At 73.0% G+C, this 17,479-nt stretch carries 10 protein-coding genes; 5 read left to right on the forward strand and 5 right to left on the reverse strand.

From position 1 onward, the window contains the following. Nucleotides 1-363 precede the first annotated feature (363 nt). Nucleotides 364-1,605, forward strand: a complete 1,242-nt coding sequence (locus WME95_RS41250; RefSeq protein WP_437904738.1) for an AAA family ATPase — start codon at nt 364-366, stop codon at nt 1,603-1,605. A 162-nt stretch (nt 1,606-1,767) separates the two neighbouring features. On the opposite strand, the gene WME95_RS41255 is transcribed toward WME95_RS41250, so the two are convergent. Beyond that, nucleotides 1,768-2,616 (reverse strand): formylglycine-generating enzyme family protein, encoded by an 849-nt coding sequence (locus WME95_RS41255; protein WP_437904739.1) that lies wholly within the window; start codon nt 2,614-2,616, stop codon nt 1,768-1,770. 26 nt (nt 2,617-2,642) lie between these two features. After that, nucleotides 2,643-3,725 (reverse strand): PEGA domain-containing protein, encoded by a 1,083-nt coding sequence (locus WME95_RS41260; protein WP_437904740.1) that lies wholly within the window; start codon nt 3,723-3,725, stop codon nt 2,643-2,645. Nucleotides 3,726-4,239: 514 nt separating this feature from the next. Here WME95_RS41260 and WME95_RS41265 point away from each other — a divergent pair. From WME95_RS41265 to WME95_RS41275, 3 genes are read left to right on the forward strand one after another with little or no spacing between them, the layout of a single operon-like run. Next, entirely contained in the window at nt 4,240-5,577 is a 1,338-nt protein-coding gene (locus WME95_RS41265; protein WP_437904741.1) for an AAA family ATPase, read from the forward strand. Further along, a complete protein-coding gene (locus WME95_RS41270) occupies nt 5,574-6,011 on the forward strand; it encodes a hypothetical protein (protein WP_437904742.1) in 438 nt (145 codons plus the stop codon). Before WME95_RS41265 ends, WME95_RS41270 begins: the two co-directional genes overlap by 4 nt. Nucleotides 6,012-6,014: 3 nt before the next feature. After that, complete coding sequence (locus WME95_RS41275; RefSeq protein WP_437904743.1) at nt 6,015-6,215, forward strand: hypothetical protein; 201 nt, start codon at nt 6,015-6,017, stop codon at nt 6,213-6,215. A gap of 138 nt (nt 6,216-6,353) precedes the next feature. On the opposite strand, the gene WME95_RS41280 is transcribed toward WME95_RS41275, so the two are convergent. From WME95_RS41280 to WME95_RS41290, 3 genes are all read right to left on the reverse strand, one after another. Further along, on the reverse strand, nt 6,354-9,113 hold the full coding sequence (locus WME95_RS41280) for a hypothetical protein (RefSeq protein WP_437904744.1): 2,760 nt from the start codon (nt 9,111-9,113) through the stop codon (nt 6,354-6,356). Continuing rightward, a complete protein-coding gene (locus WME95_RS41285) occupies nt 9,110-12,568 on the reverse strand; it encodes a poly-gamma-glutamate biosynthesis protein PgsC/CapC (protein WP_437904745.1) in 3,459 nt (1,152 codons plus the stop codon). Before WME95_RS41285 ends, WME95_RS41280 begins: the two co-directional genes overlap by 4 nt. A 70-nt stretch (nt 12,569-12,638) precedes the next feature. Then, nucleotides 12,639-14,387, reverse strand: coding sequence for a S53 family peptidase (locus tag WME95_RS41290; RefSeq protein WP_437904746.1), 1,749 nt, complete (start codon nt 14,385-14,387; stop codon nt 12,639-12,641). A 576-nt stretch (nt 14,388-14,963) separates the two neighbouring features. Here WME95_RS41290 and WME95_RS41295 point away from each other — a divergent pair. Beyond that, on the forward strand, nt 14,964-17,405 hold the full coding sequence (locus WME95_RS41295) for a hypothetical protein (RefSeq protein WP_437904747.1): 2,442 nt from the start codon (nt 14,964-14,966) through the stop codon (nt 17,403-17,405). Nucleotides 17,406-17,479 lie beyond the last annotated feature (74 nt).

Below are 17,479 nucleotides of genomic sequence, written 5' to 3' on the forward strand. Positions count from 1 at the left end.
GGCGGGCGGCGCTCCGAGGCCTATGGCAGCGAGCAGCGCCGCTCGCGCTTCAGCCCTCCGGCAGGGCGGCGAGCCCTGCCCCATCGAGTTACCGCTCGGGACACCTGCCTGCCAGGCCGCCGAGCAGCCTCGATGCACTGAGCTCTTCGACGTCGTACTCGGCGAGGCGGACCGCTAGAGCGACAAACGGGTTGAAACCACAAGAAAAAGCAGGAATTTTTCACAGGGAGACGGGGAGGCGGGGAGCGAGAGACGGCGAGGAGGGAGAAATTCATTTCTTCTTCCTCCCCGCCTCCCCGCCTCCCTGTGAAAATTCTCCGGGTTTCAACGTGATCGGTGCTCTCGGGTGCACATGGGTCTCCCATGCGACTGCTCGATCTGTCCATCCAGAACATCGGTCCGTTCGATGAGGCACGTCTAGAGTTCCTGTCGGCGCACGACGACCCGGTACCGGTGGCGATCATCACCGGCGAGAACGGGACCGGAAAAACGATTCTGCTTGATGCGATCCGGGGATTGTTCGGCCAGTACTACGGACACCTCGAGCGCGCGCTCTGGCGAAACGGGACACCATTCCAGATAGAAGCAACCCTGTTCATCGACGGACACCTGGAACGATTCCTGTCGAACCAAAAGCAATACTCACAAGGAGCGTTCGACTTTCTTCCGCACAATACGAAGGTCGCGTTCCTTCCCACCACCGTAGAAGCGGGGCAGCCGTGCCCCGATTGGGTGGTGGATTTCTGGCGCTCTTCACTTCCCGCCGATGCTTACACGATCAGTCAGCTCACGCGTCAGGAGCCCAAGCTCTTCCTGAAAGATGCTCTCAAAGGCATCCAGCGCAACGCCGCGGTAACCGAGCTCATTTGCACTTTCGACTACCTTCGCGGCAGCGACGATCCTCGCGATCGCCGGGACGGTGAGGTCCTCTACGAAACGATACGCCGCATCGTCGAGCTCAGCGTGCTCGACGGAGAGCTGAGCCACGTGGACCGTCGCGCCTTCATGCCGATGGTGCGGCAGAGCGGCCACCTCGTGCCGCTCTCCAACCTGAGCAGCGGCAACGCGTACCTCATCCAGCACATGATCGGATTGCTCGGCAAGATGTACGCCGTGCACGTCCTGCGCGAGAAGGAAGCCTCCGAGCTCTGCAAAACGCCTGGGCTGCTGCTCATCGACGAGGCCGAGAACCACCTGCATCCCCGCTGGCAGAAGCGCTTTCTGGGCGACGTGCTCAGCATTTTCCCGAATCTTCAGATCATCGCCACAACGCACTCTCCCTTCATTGTCGGCTCGGTTCCAGGCGCCCGGGTGTTCGTCTGTCGCTACGACCGGGAGCGGAAGACCTGCGTGGTCGATGACGCCACAGACGTCTACGCGAACAAGCCGGTGGAGGAGATCCTGCTCTCCCCCGCGTTCGATGGCACGCACCCGTTTGGCGAGGAGATCTCGCGCCTGATGGACGAAAGGAAGGCCGCCTTCGAGGCGGGGGACTCCGTCCGGCGGAAGGAGATCGAGAAGCAGCTCAAGGACAAGAACCCCGAGTACTTCTCGTACATCGATATCGAAGAGCGGCTGAAGACGCTGCATGGAGACGGGAAATGATCCCGATCAAGCGGCTGCCAGCGCCTGATGTGCTCTCGCGGAATGAAGAACGCTGGCGGACCGCATTCCTGGAGCAACGCGTCGTGCGCACCGCACAGCGCGAGGCAACCCGACTGGTTGACATGTCGAGGAGCACGGCCGCGCCAGGACGCGGTCTGCCCCCTACTCGCCCCGCGCGCAGCGGAACCCGTAGAAAGACAGCGTCCTCTCCGGCAGCTCGCCGATACGGTACGTCGGACTGAGCGTCTCCTCCGTGTGCGAGAACGCCCCTCCGCGGGAGCCCCTTCCGAAGCCTCCGTCGGTCAGTGTCGCGCAGTTGATGCACGTCGCCGTCAGATCGGCGTGATAATCGAGGACCCACTCGAACAGGCTGCCCGCCAGGTCAGCGTGTCCCCATTTCCCGTCGCCCGCAGGGGATTTCGACCCGACCGACGGGATCGGGCACACCGTCATCGTGGAGTCGCAGCCGAACACCGCCAGATCCTGGCTCGGGGCCTCGTCTCCCCACGGATAGGCGCGCTGCTCGTTCCCCCCGACCGCGGCGTAGTTCCACTCCGCCTCCGTGGGCAGCCGGCCCTCGTCCCATGCGCAGAACGCGAACGCGAGATACCAGCTCGCGCAGTTGATGGGCGCCGCCTCGTTACCGGCGGGCTCATCGGTCCACGTCCGGAAGTTCGGGTCGCATTGCAGCGAGGCCCGCAATTCGTCCTGCCCCGCGGGCAAGCTCGCATCCCACGCCGGGTCCCAGCCGCTGCCCTCGATGAGCGGATGAGCGCCCGCCCCCGCCTTCGGCTTTGTCGCCGGGTACCCCGCGACGAACTGCCGGAACCGGCCCACCGTCGCCTCGAAGCGATCGAGCTGGAAATCGGCGACCGTGGCCGGATAACGCGCGTCGTTCAGGCGGTTGAACTGGCCGCCCACCACCACGCCCTCCGTGGGCTCCACGTCAGGGACACACGCGCCCGCTGCAAACAGCGGGATCACCATCGCGGAGAGAGCCCTGAAGAACACCACGCGTCTTGTCTCGCCCGTTCGCATCAGAAGCTCCCGGAGATGCTGGCGCCGGCGCCGGACGGCGCGATCCACGGGAGCGCGACGGCCGCCGGCGCCTCTTCGCCGCCCGACCGGACGATCCCATAGGCCGCCACCCCCACCGCGACGAGCCCCGCGGCGCCCAGGCCGACGAAGAGGCCGAAATCGCGGTTCTTGCGCGCATTGTCGGCCGCGAAGTCATAGCCGGGGTCGCAGTACGTCCCGCCGGCGACATCGCGGCAGTTCTCGCGCAGTGCGCTGATCGCGGAGAGGTCGTCGATCAGGAACCCGACCGACGCGCCGGCAAGGGCGATCCCGGCGGCTCCGGAGATCCAGGCCCAGGTCGGGGTGCCCCCGCCTCGCGCTTCGTTCGCCTTGGTGGGCGGCGTCGCGGCGCTGGCCGCGGCCGCGGGTCGCAGCGTGAGCTCGACCGTCGTCGTCTCGCCCTCCGCGAGCGTGATCGAGCGGGTCTCTGCCTGGTGCCCGGGGGCGCTCGCGCGGATCTCGTGCGGGCCAGGATCGACCGGCAGGGGCTCTCCGAGCGCGGCCGCCGGGAGCGCCGTGCCGTCGCGCAGCACCTCCATGCCGGCGGGCGCGCCCTTGACCACGATCACGAGCTTCGGCACGCGCGGCTCGAGGGCCGCGATCCCCTTGTTCGCGACCTCCTCCAGGCTTCGCCGCCGCTGCTCCCCGGCCGTCTCGCGGTTCAGGACGAGGGCCCGGTGGTAATCGTGCCAGGCCGTCGCGAGCTTGCCCTCGCGCTCGCGGCAACGCGCGATGTTGATCTGGGTGCTCGCCGAGGGGTTGAGCGCGAGGCTCGCCTCGAACTTCGGGCACCCCGCCGCGTCGTCCCCCTTGTCGACGAGCGCGCGCGCGGCCTTGAAGAGCGCCTCCGCGGCCACCGGGTCGCGCGCCGACCCCTGCGCGTGTGCCGCCGCGCCGCCGAGCGCGACCGCGACGGCAGACGCGAGGCCGGCGAAGGCGCGCGCGCCTCGCGCGCGGCTGGCGCCACGACGGGTGTCCGCGAGGCGAAGGATGGGCACCGCAACAAGGCATTTCCCGAGCGGGCTCGTCGTCGTTTCCGCCATGTGTGCTCGTTCCGCTGCAGCGAGCCGCAGGGGCGCGCGGGGAGACCCTACAACAAAAAGGGCCGCACGACCAACCCGTCAGTGAGCAAGCGCATGGTTCGGCTTGACTAAGAAGAGCCCCTTCCGATGCCATCCGCACCGCTCGACGTAGCTCCCACGTAGCTGTGCAGCGCGCGGAGCGTGTACACCGAGACGCGACGGACCGCGGCAGCTGCGGCCATGGTGACAACGCAGGCGTGTGCGAGGCGGCACTGTGCCAGTTCGTTCCCGTCGGCCATACACGCTTTCAGGTGACCCATTTGGCTGCATACCGGCACGGATTGGTCAACCGACGCGGCTGCTCTCGGCGGGCCGGTCGCATGCCCTCGATCCGGGTGCCGGCTCAGTTTGCCTTCGTCGACGCCGCACCGGCACGAGCCGCTGGCGCCGCCCGCTTCGCGTGGCAGGCTCAGCCCCGAGAACCGCTGGCCCGCGGGACTCATGTGCTGTAGGCTCTGCCACAAGGGCGCCGGAGATGATCACCCGCATCGAGATAGACGGGTTCAAGTCTTTTCAGGGCTTCGCCCTCGATCTCGAGCCGTTCTCCGTTCTGATCGGCCCGAACGGAGCCGGAAAATCGAACCTGCTCGACGCGCTCTCGCTGCTTGCGCGGCTCGCGGGCAGCCCGCTCGCCGCAGCCGTCGGAGAGGGGAGAGGGCGCATCCGCGAGCAGTTCCGTCGCCGGGACGAAGAGCCAACCACGACGGTCGCACGCGGATTCGGCGCCCTCGCCAGCATGGCGCTCGCGATCGAGGTGATCCTGCCGCGTTCCGCGGTGAGGGTCGGCCTGCGCGACGTACCGCTCCAGGCGACGCGGCTCCGTTATGAGGTGAACATCGAGCTTCAGCAGCTCAGCTCCATGAGAGAGCGTCTGACGGTCGTTCGCGAGGTGCTGCGGTCGATGACGTCGGATGAGGATACATGGCTGAGGCGCCATCCCGCCTTTGCGTCACGCCTACGCCACGGAGATGGCGGCGCGCTGGTGGAGTACGAGCGGGCTCTGACCGTCGCGGATCCGAGCGCGTCCCAGTTCTCGATGACAGCGACCGTGCAGTACGTTCCCGAGGCAACCTTTCTCTCGGAGCCGGAGATGCAGGCTCGCTCGCCGCACCTGCGCGCCGTCGCCGAGGAGCTCAGCGGCCTGCGCGTCCTGCACCTGGAAGCCCAACGGATCCGCGAGCCGAGCGAGCCTGGCGCACCAGCGAGGCTCTCGACGGACGGCGCCAACCTGGCGGCTACGCTGGCGGCGCAGAGCCCCGGCGCGATCGCCGAGATCCGGGCGGACGTCGCGAGCCTCGTACCTGGAGTCCGCACCTTCGAGGTCGTCGTCGAGGGCGACACGCTCGTCGTGCAGATGGAAACGTCCGATGGCCAGCGCCTCCCCTCGCGTGTCCTCTCCGACGGGACGCTGCGCATCCTGGCGCTCTCGACAGCGCTCCGTGCAGACGCCTCGAACGCGTTGATCGCGATCGAAGAGCCGGAGAACGGGCTCCACCCTGCGCGCGTAAGGACGCTCATCGAGCGGATCCTGGAGGCGACGCAGCGCCCCGTCGCCAGCGACACCGAATCGGCTGCCGCTGGCACTGCGCAGGTGCTGATCACCAGCCACTCTCCAGTCGTCCTCGCGGCCCTGATGGATCACCCGGAGTGCATCATGGCGCTCGACCTGGTGCGGCTGGGCAGCGGGCTCCGGCATACACGGGTACGCAGGGTTGCGCCTGTGGGTGTCATCGATCGCGAACGGTACATCTCCACAGCAGAGCTCCGGCGCATCCTGGAGACAGCCAGCCCCGCGGAGCTCGCGGAGGCATGACGTATCTGTGCGCAGGGCTCTTCGCCGAGGGAAAAACCGACTATGCGTTGCTACTCCCGCTCCTCGATCAGCTGATCCCCGCGCTCGCCGCCAAGGTGCTTCCCGAGGTTCCCATGATCGGCCCGAGCGTGGGCATCGACGCCCCGGCCCGCACGTCACGGCGGCGCGACGTCCGGATTGCGGCTTCCATTCGCGCGTATTGGGATCAATGTACGCTCTTCGTCATCCACTCGGATGGATCGGGCGATTCCGAGCGGACACAGCGCGAGCAGATCGAGCCGGGGCTGGAGCTGGCCCGAGCAGAGTTTGCTGATCTGGCGGCCGCAGCGTGCGTTCCTGTGCGCGAGATCGAGGCATGGCTCCTCGTCGACGCGCTGCCGTTCCAGAAGCTGCTGCCGCCGATGTCGCCGCTTCTGTTACCGGCGGATCCATAGAGCGTGCTCGATCCAAAGCGTGCGCTGGAAGAGGTCCTCACGGCGAGCGGCGGCGGTCGCCTCTGCGGTGCCGATCTCTACGATTTCTTCGGCGCCAACATCGACCCTCGGACGCTACGCCGACTGCCTGCGTTCCGCCGGTTCGAGGAGCAGCTCGCCGAGGCGATTCTCGCGGCTGCGCGGCCTCGAGCCGCGCACGCCTGATCGAGCCGCGAGCGATACGACCGCGCCACTGCCGAGGTCCCTGGAAAACTCACTCTCCAGATCGCCTTGAACGCAACGCCCCATGCGCGGCGCCTCACGGGTGCGGCAGCCGAGCGCTGCGGCGCCCCCCGCTTCTCCTCACGGATCGTCCTCCACCCACAGCCTCGGCCCGTCGTCCCGCCCCGGCGCCTTCTGCCCGACCAGCACCGCCCCGACCCAGACCGCCTTCGCCGGCTCCCCCGTGTCGCCCGGCTGCGCCCCCAGCAGCGACAGCCGCACCGCCCGCTCCCCGGGCTCCAGATCGTCGCCCAGCCGGATCACCGCGCGCCCCACGCCGTCCGTGCCGCGCTTCTCCGTCGCCGCCTCCCACAGCGTCGCGCGCGTCAGGTCGCCGCCCCGGCCCGCCAGCACGCCTTCCGGGATCGTCACCCGCCGGAAGAACGCCGCCTCCCGCGACGCCGGCTTCGCCCCCTCGAGCCGGTACCGGATCCGGTAGTCCGCGTTCTCCCCGGGCGTCACCACGAACAGCACCAGGTGCAGCGTCTCGCCCGCCTCCTGCTCGAACTCGTACGTCATCGGCCGGGCGCGCGTCAGCTCGAACACGTCGCGCCGGCGCACGATCGCCCCGCCGTTCGCCGGCGGCGCGTCCGTGTACGCCACCCCCGTCTCGCCCAGCCCCTCGACCTCGACCCGCCGCGCGCCGGCCGGCGCCGCCACCCGCAGCGATCCCGACAGCGCGACGATCGGCTCCTTCAGCGCCACCTCGCCGTCGACGCGCACCGCCACCTCCTTGCCGAGCGACGCGCGCGCGGCCCGGTAGATCACCGACAGCCGCCCGGCCCGCGCCCCCGCCCCGTCCACCCGCACGTCCTTCGCCACGAGCAGCGGCGTCCACGCGTCGCCCGGCGACGGCTCCCCCGCCGACTGCCACGCCGGCATCAGCAGCCGCCGGCGCACCGGCGCGTGCTCCGGGACGAGCACCCGCTCCGGCCGATCCGCGTTCGACCTCCCGCCCTCCCCCGCCCGCTCGATCCGCACCTGCTCGCGCAGATCCGAGAAGCGCTCCTTCCGCTCCAGATCGTCGAGGTTGAACGCCCGCACGTCCGTCCACGTGCTCACGTCGAACGGCGCGTAGCGCCACGTCTCGTCCTCGGCCAGCGTGACCCGGTACGGCAGCCGGTACAGCGTCTCGTTCACGCCCGGCTCGATCGCGCGCAGCCGCAGGCGCGTCCTCGCGTCGCCCGTGATCTCGATCCGCTCCACCCCCGCCGGCGGTCGGAGGATCGCGAGCCGCGGCTCGGACGCGTCGAACCCCTCGTTCCACCACTCGAACCGCGATCGCGGGAGCGTCACCTTGAGCTCGGCCCGCTCCGACGGCCCAGGACCCCACCGCGCCACCACCGTCGCGTCGCCCTGGTTCGCGCCCCCGCTCGCGTCGATCTCGGTCCGGATCAGCAGCCCGAGGAGCTCTTGCCCGGGCGCCATCCGCGCGATCACCGGGTCGCTCGGATCCAGCGCCAGGTAGCGCACGATCCGCACGTCCGGCGGCGTCTGCAGCCGCGCCGGCGCCGCCTCCGCCGCCGCGGCGGCGGGCGCGGACGGCGCGGGCGGCTCCGCGGCGGCCGCCGACGGAAGCGCCCCCGGCGCGGCGCCGGGGCCCCCCTCGCCCGCGGGCGAGGGCATCGCCGGGTGGACGATCTCGCCGATCTGCTGCATCGCCTGCGCCTCCGGCGCGCCGAACCGCACGCCGAAATCCGGGCCGACGCCGTCGATCACCACCGTCCGGATGTCCTCCCGCAGGAGCCGCACCGTGGCCCTCCCGAGCGGGCCGAGCTCGACGCTCGCGGACCCGCTCGCGCCGTCGGCGACCCGCACCGTGCGGCCCGGCGGGCCCTCGATGTCGAGCGACAGCGGGCCGCGGAAGTTCAGCGCGGCCGCGCGGCGCTCGCCGATCACGAACTCGGACGCGCCGCGCCCCTCGGCGCGCGGGTACGGCATCCGGAACCGCCGCAAGAGCAGGCGCGACATCTCGTAGTCGATCCCCTCGCGGCCCCCCGCCTCGAGCCGCCGCGCCCAGCCCCGGAGCAGCTCCTTCCGCGCCGGCTCCGGCAGGTCGGCGAAGCCGAGCGCCGACGCCCGGAGCCCGAGCTGCCGCCGCTCCTCCGCGTCGAGGCTCTGCTCGTAGACCGCGCGCGACGCCTCGCTGCGCTGGTAGCGCCCCTCCAGCCGGGACAGGATCGTCAGCTCGCTCGGCACACGCGCGCCGTCGCCGCCGTCGCTCCCCACCGCGGGCTTCGCCCGGAGCCGCACCTGCCCGCCCTGCGGGAGCACGTCGTGCGTGATGAGCAGCGTCGAGCGCGGATCCGTCACCGCGCCCCCGCCGCTCGCGAGCCGCGCCGCGTACTCGCCCTCGCCGAGCGGACGATCCGGATCGCAGCTGACCCGGCTCTCCAGATCGATCGCGTGCCGCGCGACCTCCTCCCCGCGCTCGTTCACGAACGCCGCGACGAACCCGTACGGGTAGCGCCGCGCCGAGTCGCAGGCGTCGGCCCTCACGCTCCCCCAGGTCGTCACCTCCACCGCGTCGATCTCGGCCGGGACCTTGATCACGAGGTCCCGCTCCGGCTCGATGTGGTAGGCGAGGATCTCGTCCTCGGCCGGCAGCGCGCTGCCCAGCGGCGGCGCGCTCGACAGCTGCGAGAGCGCGAACGCCGTCACCCCGAGCAGCGCCATCGCGATCAGCCACCGCGGGTTCAGCGCCCTGCGCGGCGCGCCGTCGCGGGCGCGGAACCCCGCCGTCGCCAGGCGCGCCCGCGACGGCGGCCGCGCCGCGTGGGAGCGCGGCGGCGCGGGCGCCTCGTGGCCCGCCGGCGCGCGGCGCTTCGCCGGGGCGGTCACGGGGCCCCCCGCTGAGGCGCCGCCCCGGGCCCGGCCGCATCGACCCGGAGCGCGCTCGTGCCCACGGTGACCGCGCGCCGCAGCCGCGAACCGCCGGGCACGGCCGCGCCCGGCACCGCGACGAGCGCGCCGTCGATCGGCAGCAGCTGCGCCTCCCCCGGCCGCGCCGCGATGACCCACGGTCGCCCCGTGATCACGTCGCGCCCGATCTCCACATGGCATTGCGCCTCGCGCCGCGGCGCGGCCGGCGCGCTCCCGCGCAGCGCGGCCGCCGCCGCGGCGCGCGCCGCGGCCGCCAGCCCTGCCCGAGGCGCCACCGCCACCGCTGCCCGCGACGCGTCCGACCCGGCCCGCGTCGCGTCCGCCACCGCTGCCCGCGTCGCGTCCGCCTTCGCCGGCCCGGCCGTCGGCGCCGCCTGCGTCGCGAAGTGCGCCCTCAGGTAATACGGGTTCCGCTCGGTCGTGTAGCGCCGGAAGGGCTCTATCGCAGCGGAGAGATCGCACGCCGCGGTCACCGCCCGGGTCGGGCAGAGCTCGTCCCCGCTCGCGCCTGCGCCGGCGCTCCCCGCGCACGACGCGAGCGCCTGAGCCCGCGCGGCCACGTCGATCGGCTCGGGCGTCACGCCGAGCCGCGCGAGCCGCGCCTCGAGGCGCGTCTCCCCCTGCCCCGGCTCCACGAAGCGCCGGAGCTCGAAGAAGCGCCGGATCGCGCTGCCCAGGTACACGATCGCGAACCGCCCCTCGGCGAACCGCTTCGCGTAGGCCATCGCCATGTCCGTCGCGCCGCTGAACGGCACCTGCTCGCGCGAGCCGTCGAAGATCCCGACGCGCAGCTCGAGATCGCGCAGCGTCTCCAGCAGCGGCCCAGCGAACGTCGGCACGTGCCCCGGCCGCACGACCTCGTACCCGAACGAGATCACCGCGTCCCGCTCGTACGTCCGATCCGCCTCGATCGCCTGCACCGACAGCGCGTTGCCGCCGTCCCCGACCCAGACCTCGTGCGCCCGCTGGAAGTAGCTGCGCAGCCCCTCGGCGCGCCGCACGTCGGCGGCCCCGCCCGGCTCCGCCGTGGGCACCGCCCCGGCGAGCAGCAGCGACTGCGCCGAGAGCGCGTCGGCGAGCGCGAGCCCCGCGCCGAACGCCCCGATCTGCCACCGCGGCGCGGGCACCTCGACGAGCATCGCGCCCGTCAGCGGCGACCTCACCGCCTCCGTCGAGGGCGCCGCGGGCAAGATGGCGCTCGTCGACGCCGCCGGCGGCGACGCCGACGCATGCGCCAGCACGAGCCACGCCGGGTTCCCGCGCCGCTCCGGGCCGCCCTCGGCCGGCCCGGGCTCCGCGATGCCCCACGCCGCCGGCGCCGCGTCGGTGCCGCCGATGCGCACCTCGCGGAAGCCGAGGCGCCCGAGGATCGCCCGCTCCCACGCGGTCGGCGGCGCCGCGCCGGACGCGCCGTCGGGGCGCGTCGCCGCCGCGATCAGCCGCGGCGCCACCACGGCGTCGAACAGCCTGAGCTCCTCGAGCGACGGCGGGCGGAAGCGGCCCGGCTGGACCTCCGTCAAGGACACCATCCGCTTCGCGAGCTCCTCCTCCAGCGTCCCGGTCCAGCGCACGGCCTCCGGCGCGCCGAGCGAGCGCGCGCCGACCGCCTCGGCGACCTCGCGTGGCACGTGCAAGCGCGGCGCGTCGCCGAGGGGCGTGGCCGGCTCCGCCGCCGGGCGGAACGTCATCGCCGTCTCGGCGCCGAGCCCCAGGCCGATCGACACGACGGGCAGCCCCGCCGGCGAGCCGACCACGCTGAGCTCCGGCCCGTCGCCGCCGCCCGGCTCGACGAGGAGCACCTGGGGGTTCTCCAGGGCGTCGATCATCGCGGCCACGAACGCCTCGTCGTGGCGCCGGATCGCCCCGTGGCGCGACAGCAGCACGACCCCCGCCGCGTCGAGCAGCTCCGCGACCCGGAGCGCCACCGCCGGCAGCGCCGAGCCGAGCTCGGTGGGCGCGGCCAGCACCAGCCACTCGGGCGCGGGCGCGGACATCGCGCTCCGGCCGACGCGCTTCCGGATCGCCGCCCGCGGCGCGCTCGGCGTGTCGTCCGGATCGTCGAACCGCGGGCTCAGCACGTACCACGGCCGCTCGCCGTCGCCCTCCCGCGCCACCGACACCCGCGCGCGCTCCGCCGCGCCGAGCAGCTCGTCCGCCGGCCGCCCGTCGCGCAGCACGCCGCGCGCGAGCCGGTGGGCGATCCGCCGCGACTCGATGTCGGCGGCGATCGCGGCCGCCCTCGGGCGCGGGCCGGGCCGGGGCGCCGTGTCCGCCAGCACGAGCGACAGCGCGGCGCTCTCGATGCGCGGCAGCGGCCTCGCCGCGGCCGCGGGCGGCGGCGGCGCGCCGCCCCAGCCGAGCGCCACGAGCGCGTAGCCGACGCCGTTGCCGACGAGGAACGCGGTGAGCGACACCTGGATCGTCGGCATGATCACGATGCCGACGTGCTCCTTGTTCCACATCTTCACGGCGAGCAGGCTCGGGAGCAGGTAACCGAAGCCGAAGTAGTCGACCATCTGCAGCCCCGGCGCGTACCGCACCATGGCGAAGCCGATCGCCATCTTCAGGACGAAGCCGAGCACGTACACGAAGATCATCCGCCGCGGCCCCACGAGCAGCATCCGCGAGAACGGGCGGACCGAGGTGATCCAGCGCGAGAGGTAGAAGACGACGAGCGCCTCGATCGTCGTCGTGAGCAGCTTCGTCGGCTCGTACCACGCCACGGCGAGCAGGCCGGGCACGAGGATGCCGTTGTAGTCCCACCCGTAGCGGACGTTGTTGCGCGCGCCGAGCAGCGCGCCGATGACCAGGATGATGTGGGCCTTCGGCAGCTCGAGGAACTCGAGCGACAGGCTCTCGTTGAGCACCTGGAAGCGCGAGACCGAGAGGTTCGTCGTCCGGAGCAGCACGCCGAGCACGAGCGCCGTCAGCGCCGTGACGAGCGCGAGCCGCGGCGCCGCGCGCAGGAGGCCGCTGTTCCAGAAGGCGTTCGCGATGAGCGGCACCAGCACGAGCCCGATGCTGTAGAGCTCCCGCGAGTGCACGAAGTCGTAGCGCGCCGAGACCTCGGGCACGACGAAGCCCTCGACGAAGAGCCGCACGATCACCGCGCCGACGATGAACAGGTAGAACCGCTCGCGCCCGAACGCCGTGGACCACGCGCCCGTCCGGGTGATCCAGCGGCCGATCAGCGCGACGAACAGGTACGTCACGATCGACTCCGCGACGATGAACACCGCGGTGACCGGGGCCGCGAAGAACACCGTCGCGAGGTAGCCGGGCACGACGAGCCCCGCGTACGTCCAGCCGAGCGTCTCGGTGAAGAACGTCCCGAAGACGAGGCCGATCAGGACCGCGGTGTGGAGGCTCCGATCGAGCCCGTTCGGGGGAAAGAGCGGCAGGTTCTCGAGCATGCGGCGGGACGGCGGCGGCGGGGCGGGTCGGCGCGCGCCGGCGCCCGGCGCGGTTGCCGGCGCGGGCGCGCTACGGCAGCGTGGTGGCCAGGCCGATCGCGCTCGGCGCGCCCCAGCCCGTCGGGTAGTCCCAGCCGGGCCCCGCGGCAAAGAACTCCGTCTCGCCGCGCACGACGTCGCGGAACGTCGCCTGCACCGCGGGGGTCGTGTAGAGGATCGCGTTGAGGAACCCGGCGCGCGGCAGGCCCTGCGCGGCGCGGTAGCTGTTCACCACGGCCATGAGCCCCGCGAACGCGGGCGCCGAGAACGACGTCCCGCCGTACGTCCGCCACTCGCCGAGGTAGTAGACCCAGTACGGCCTCGGCGAGGTCGCGGCGTGCATGGCGACGTCCGCGACCGCCCGCTTGCCGCCGGATCCCTCGACGATCCCGACCTGCCAGGAGGGGATCGGGAACGAGAGCGTCGGGCCGGAGCCGGAGCCGGACCAGGCGCGCTCGTCCTCGACCTCGCCGTCCTCGCCGAGCGAGAGCGACGTCCCGCCGACCCCGGTCACGTACGGGCTCGCCGAGGGCGTGTCGGTCTGCGCCGAGTCGCCTGTCGCCGCGACCACGGTGATCCCGAGCGCCGCGGCCATCTGCGCCGAGCGGTGGTACTGGAGCCGCACGGCCGGCGGCTCGGAGTCCTCGCGGTGGGCGAACGAGTCCGTGATGACCGACACCTCGCCGCGGCCGATGGCCTCGTTGAACGTGTAGACCATCGACGTGTTGCGCGCGTCGGGGCCCTGGTACACCACGAGGTCCGCGCCCGGCGCGAGGCCGCCCGACCACGCCACGTCGAGCGTCGACTCCACGTAGCGCGTCGCGACCGGCTCCATCGTCTGGACGACCTCGGGGTTCGCCCGCTCCACGCCGAGCGCCCGCCAGAACGACTGCAGGTCCTTGTACTTGAAGGTCGCGCCGATCGTGACCCCGAGCTTCACGCCCTCGCCGGTGAACCCGAGCTCGTAGAGATCATCGACGTCGTACGCGCCCGCGATCTGCGCCGGGGTCAGCCCCCGCTCGACGCCGGGCGGCGGATCCGGCTCGATCTCCCCGGCCTCACCCGGGAGCGCCCGGGTGCTCGCCGCGAGATCCGCGGTGATGATGCCGGTCGTGCGAGCGGACACCCACGTCGGCACGGTGAGCTGGCCGAGGGAGCCGAAGACGTCGAAGGGCGGATTCCCCGCCTGAGGGTTCTCCCGCTCGAAGACCCGGAGCTCCGTGTCGAAGGTCTCGTTGAACTGGCTCACCGTGCCGGTGAACTGGATCAGCAGCCGGTTCGTGGCCGTGAAGTTCACCTGCATCCCCTGCTCCTCGAGCCAGAGCTTCACGAGGTGAACGTCGCGCTCCCGCGGCGCGTACGCGGCGATCCACTCGTCGCGGGTGAGGTACTGGCGGAACCGCGGGCTCGCCGGGTCGTAGATCTCGGCGATCCGCTGCTCGAGCAGCCCCGAGTTGCGGATGGGGAAGCCCATCAGCGCGCGGACCACCTCGTCGCCCCCGGCCACGCCCTTGTCGGTGTACACGCCCGGCAGCGGGCTCGGGATGCCGTCCGTGGCCTCGGTGGGCTCACGCTCCTCCTCGGTGAAGTCGGGCAGCTCGTCCGGCAGCTCCTCCCCACCGGCGCCGCCGGCCCCACCGCCGCCGGCCTCGGCCGCGCCGCCGCCGCCGCCACCGCCGCCCCCGGCCGCGCCGCCGCCGCTCCCGGCCGCGCCGCCGCCGCCCCCGCCGCCAGCGCCGCCGCCCGCGCCCCCGCTGCCCGAAGAATCTGCGATCTTCACATCCGACTCGCAGCCACAGCCAGAGGCCGAGAAGGCCACGCTGCTGACCAAGCTGAGCAGACCAAGGACGGGCGCGGCACGAAGCACAGGTGAAGCACGGCGCATAGGCACCAAGGATTCAAACCGCTTCCGACAGGCCGATCCAGCCGAATCGTCACAGCGCGCTGACGTCGCATCACACGTGCGCCGCCCGCAACACAACGCGCGTCGGCGGAGCGTTGGGAGCACCACGTCGCACCCTGTCGCGAACCGCTCCGCCCCGGCCCGGGACACACCGCGGCGCCGCGGCCCAGAACACACCGCGGCGCCGCGGCCAGGTCGGAGATCGCGGCGCACCGGAGGACGTTAGAGGCGGGCGCGACGGCTGCGCCTGCTGCCCTGGGAGCGACGGTCTCGTCGCACAGCCGATGTTTTTGGCGCGGCGGACCCGGGTGGACAATTGTATTGATTCGACCACGATGCGACGCTCAGGCTGCCCGGGGCGTCCCGCGCCCCCCTCGAGGGCCGCGGCCTTCAGCGATTATGGCGAAGACTTACCGTCCGCGGATCCCCAAGCCCTTTCGCATCCCGCGCCCGATGGCCGCGCAGGCGGAGGCGATGCGCTTCGGGTGGCTCACGCCTGACGTGCTCTCGATCGTCGCGGGGGCGCTGATCGCCGCCGTGGCGCCGCTCGATCGGCTCGACTACGTGGCGCGCGGCCTCACCGCGTCCGCGCTCGCCGACGCCGCGCCGTCCGCGCAGGTGCTGCTCGTCACGGCCTCGCCCGAGGCGCTGCGCGAGGGGCTCTGCGAGCGCTCGCTCCCCGGGCTTCTCGAGCGCGGGCGCGCGCGCGGCGCGCTGCTGATCCCCCCGGCCGACGCGTTCTGCGGCGGCGGCGCCGCGAGCCGCGCGGGCGCCACGAACGCCACGAGCGCCGCGAGCGCCGCGCCGGTCGTCCGGATGCCGCCCGAGCTGCTCCGCCTGAGCGCCGGCGATGTCGTCGGCTTCTTCCCGCTCCCGGCGGGGGAGCGCGCGCCGGAGCTCGGCGCGCTCGGCGTCTCGGCGGCGCCCTGGGTGCTCAAGAAGGCGCCGCAGAGCGTCCCGGCGGTCAGCCTGCGCGATCTCGCGGACGGCCAGGTCCCCGCGAGCGCGCTCGAGGGCCGCGTCGCCGTGGTCGCGGTGGGCGCCGGCGGCGTTGCTCCCCAGGCGGTCGCGACGTCGGCGCTGCCCCCGGCGAGGGGCGTCGCCGCGGTGCTCGGCGGGCTGCTCGACGGCGGCCGGCGCGCCTCGGCGCCGGCGTGGGTGCCGGCGCTGTTCGTGCTGCTCGCGGGCGGGCTCGTGTGGTTCGCGCGCCGCCGCTACGGGAGCCTCGTCGCCACGGCCGCGCTGTTCCTCGGCGTGTTCGCGCTCGCGGCGGGGCAGGGCGTGCTGGCCGCGCGGGCCGAGGCGAGCCTCATCGCGCTGCCGAGCGCGCTGTTCGGCCTCGCGGTCGCGTTCGCGGGGGTCATGATCGTGCGCGGGCTCGTCGTCCAGCGCTCCGTCGATCGCGCCGCGGAGCTCATCCAGCGCGCCGCGCTGTTCCGCATGCAGGGCGTCCACACGCTGCCGGACGAGGAGTTCTGGCCGCGCGTGGCGCGCCTCGCGGAGCAGGCGCACCCGGCCGATCTCGTGCTCGTCGCGGAGCTGCCCGCGGGGAGCTGGCACCTCCGGTTCTGGAACGACAGGCAGGGCGGCGGCGAGAGCTTCGTCGCCGAGCTCCGCCGCGACGTCCGCCGCCCCCCGTACAGCAGCGAGCAGGGCGTGCCGGCGATCCGCCTGTCGCGCCGGTTCCTGGCGAAGCAGGACATGCCGGCGGTCGTGGTCCCGCTCATCGCGTTCGGCGAGATCGAGGGGTACGTGTTCTTCTGCGGCCCTGTCGCCGAGCAGACGTTCTCGCGCGAGCCGGAGCGCGCCGAGCACGTCGGCCGCGAGCTCGCGCTGCTCCTGCGCAGGAAGCGCCTCGCGCGCACGGCGCAGGCCGGCGCGGGCGAGGCGCGCGGCGGCGGCTCGCCGGAGGACGATCTGGTCGAGGGCGCGCGCGTCGCGCTCGACGACCTCCAGCTCTTCGGCTCGATGCTGCGCAGCGCGCCGGTCGGGCTGCTGTACGCGGACGCCTTCGGCGACGTCCGCTTCGTCGCGCCCGAGTTCGCGAAGTGGCTGCGGGCGCGAGACGTCACGGTGCCCGCGGAGAGCGCGAGCGCGGCGCTCCCGCCCGGCTCGCTCACGCTGGGCGACGTCCTCGGCGCCACGTCCGCGAGCGACGCCGCCGTGTCGCTCTCCAGCGTGATGGCGAGCGACGACGGCATCGAGCTGAGCGTCAGCGCGCCCGAGCCGGCCGTGCTCTCGGTGCGCCCCCTGCGGCGCGAGTCCGACGGCTCCTCGTGGATCGCGGGCTACGTCGCCGCGCTCATCCCCGTCCAGCAGGCGGCCCCCGTGTCCGACAACGTGCGGCCGCTCGCGGTGCGCGACGCCGCCGATCCGCTCTGCGCCTTCCAGCTCGGCGACGTCGTGGCCGATGCCGTCGCCAGCGCCTCCCGCGCGACGGGCCGGGCCGTGCGGCTCGAGCCCATCCGCGGCGCCACGCACGCCCTCGGGCACCGCGGCGAGCTCGAGCAGGTGCTCGAGGCGTTCCTCACCGACGTCGCGGGCCGCGGGCTCCCCGGCCACGGCCCCGTGGTGTCGGTGCGCGAGGCGCCCCAGGGCGTGCAGCTGTCGATCCTGGACGTCGGCTTCGGCCTGGGGCTGCCGGAGTCGGCGCTCCAGCGCGTGCTCACCGCCCCCGGCTCCGCGCCGGCCGGCCTGGAGCCGCTCGGCCGGCTGATCCTGGCGGTCGAGGACAGCCACGGTCACGCCGAGCTCAAGACGAACGACGGCTGGGGCATCACGCTCACGGTGACGCTCCTCAGGGCGCACCCGCGCGCGTTCGTGTCGGCGAACGAGGGCGGCAAGCCGGCGGCGCAGCAGAACGTCATCGCGATCGGCAGGGCGGGGCCGAAGTAGCGCCGAGGAGCGGGGGACGACCCGATTCCCGAGGTCGACCGGCGGCTCGCCGCGGGACGCGCCTGCTTGGCCCG

The organism is Sorangium sp. So ce327, from assembly GCF_051530205.1.
In the GTDB taxonomy this organism is placed as follows: domain Bacteria; phylum Myxococcota_A; class Polyangia; order Polyangiales; family Polyangiaceae; genus Sorangium; species Sorangium cellulosum_B.

Bases quoted from the DNA above. Each gene is read 5' to 3' on its own strand.
- WME95_RS41270 (WP_437904742.1), top strand. From the start codon at position 5,574: ATGACGTATCTGTGCGCAGGGCTCTTCGCCGAGGGAAAAACCGACTAT.
- WME95_RS41250 (WP_437904738.1), top strand. From the start codon at position 364: ATGCGACTGCTCGATCTGTCCATCCAGAACATCGGTCCGTTCGATGAG.
- WME95_RS41285 (WP_437904745.1), bottom strand. From the start codon at position 12,568: ATGCTCGAGAACCTGCCGCTCTTTCCCCCGAACGGGCTCGATCGGAGC.
- WME95_RS41265 (WP_437904741.1), top strand. From the start codon at position 4,240: ATGATCACCCGCATCGAGATAGACGGGTTCAAGTCTTTTCAGGGCTTC.
- WME95_RS41260 (WP_437904740.1), bottom strand. From the start codon at position 3,725: ATGGCGGAAACGACGACGAGCCCGCTCGGGAAATGCCTTGTTGCGGTG.
- WME95_RS41295 (WP_437904747.1), top strand. From the start codon at position 14,964: ATGGCCGCGCAGGCGGAGGCGATGCGCTTCGGGTGGCTCACGCCTGAC.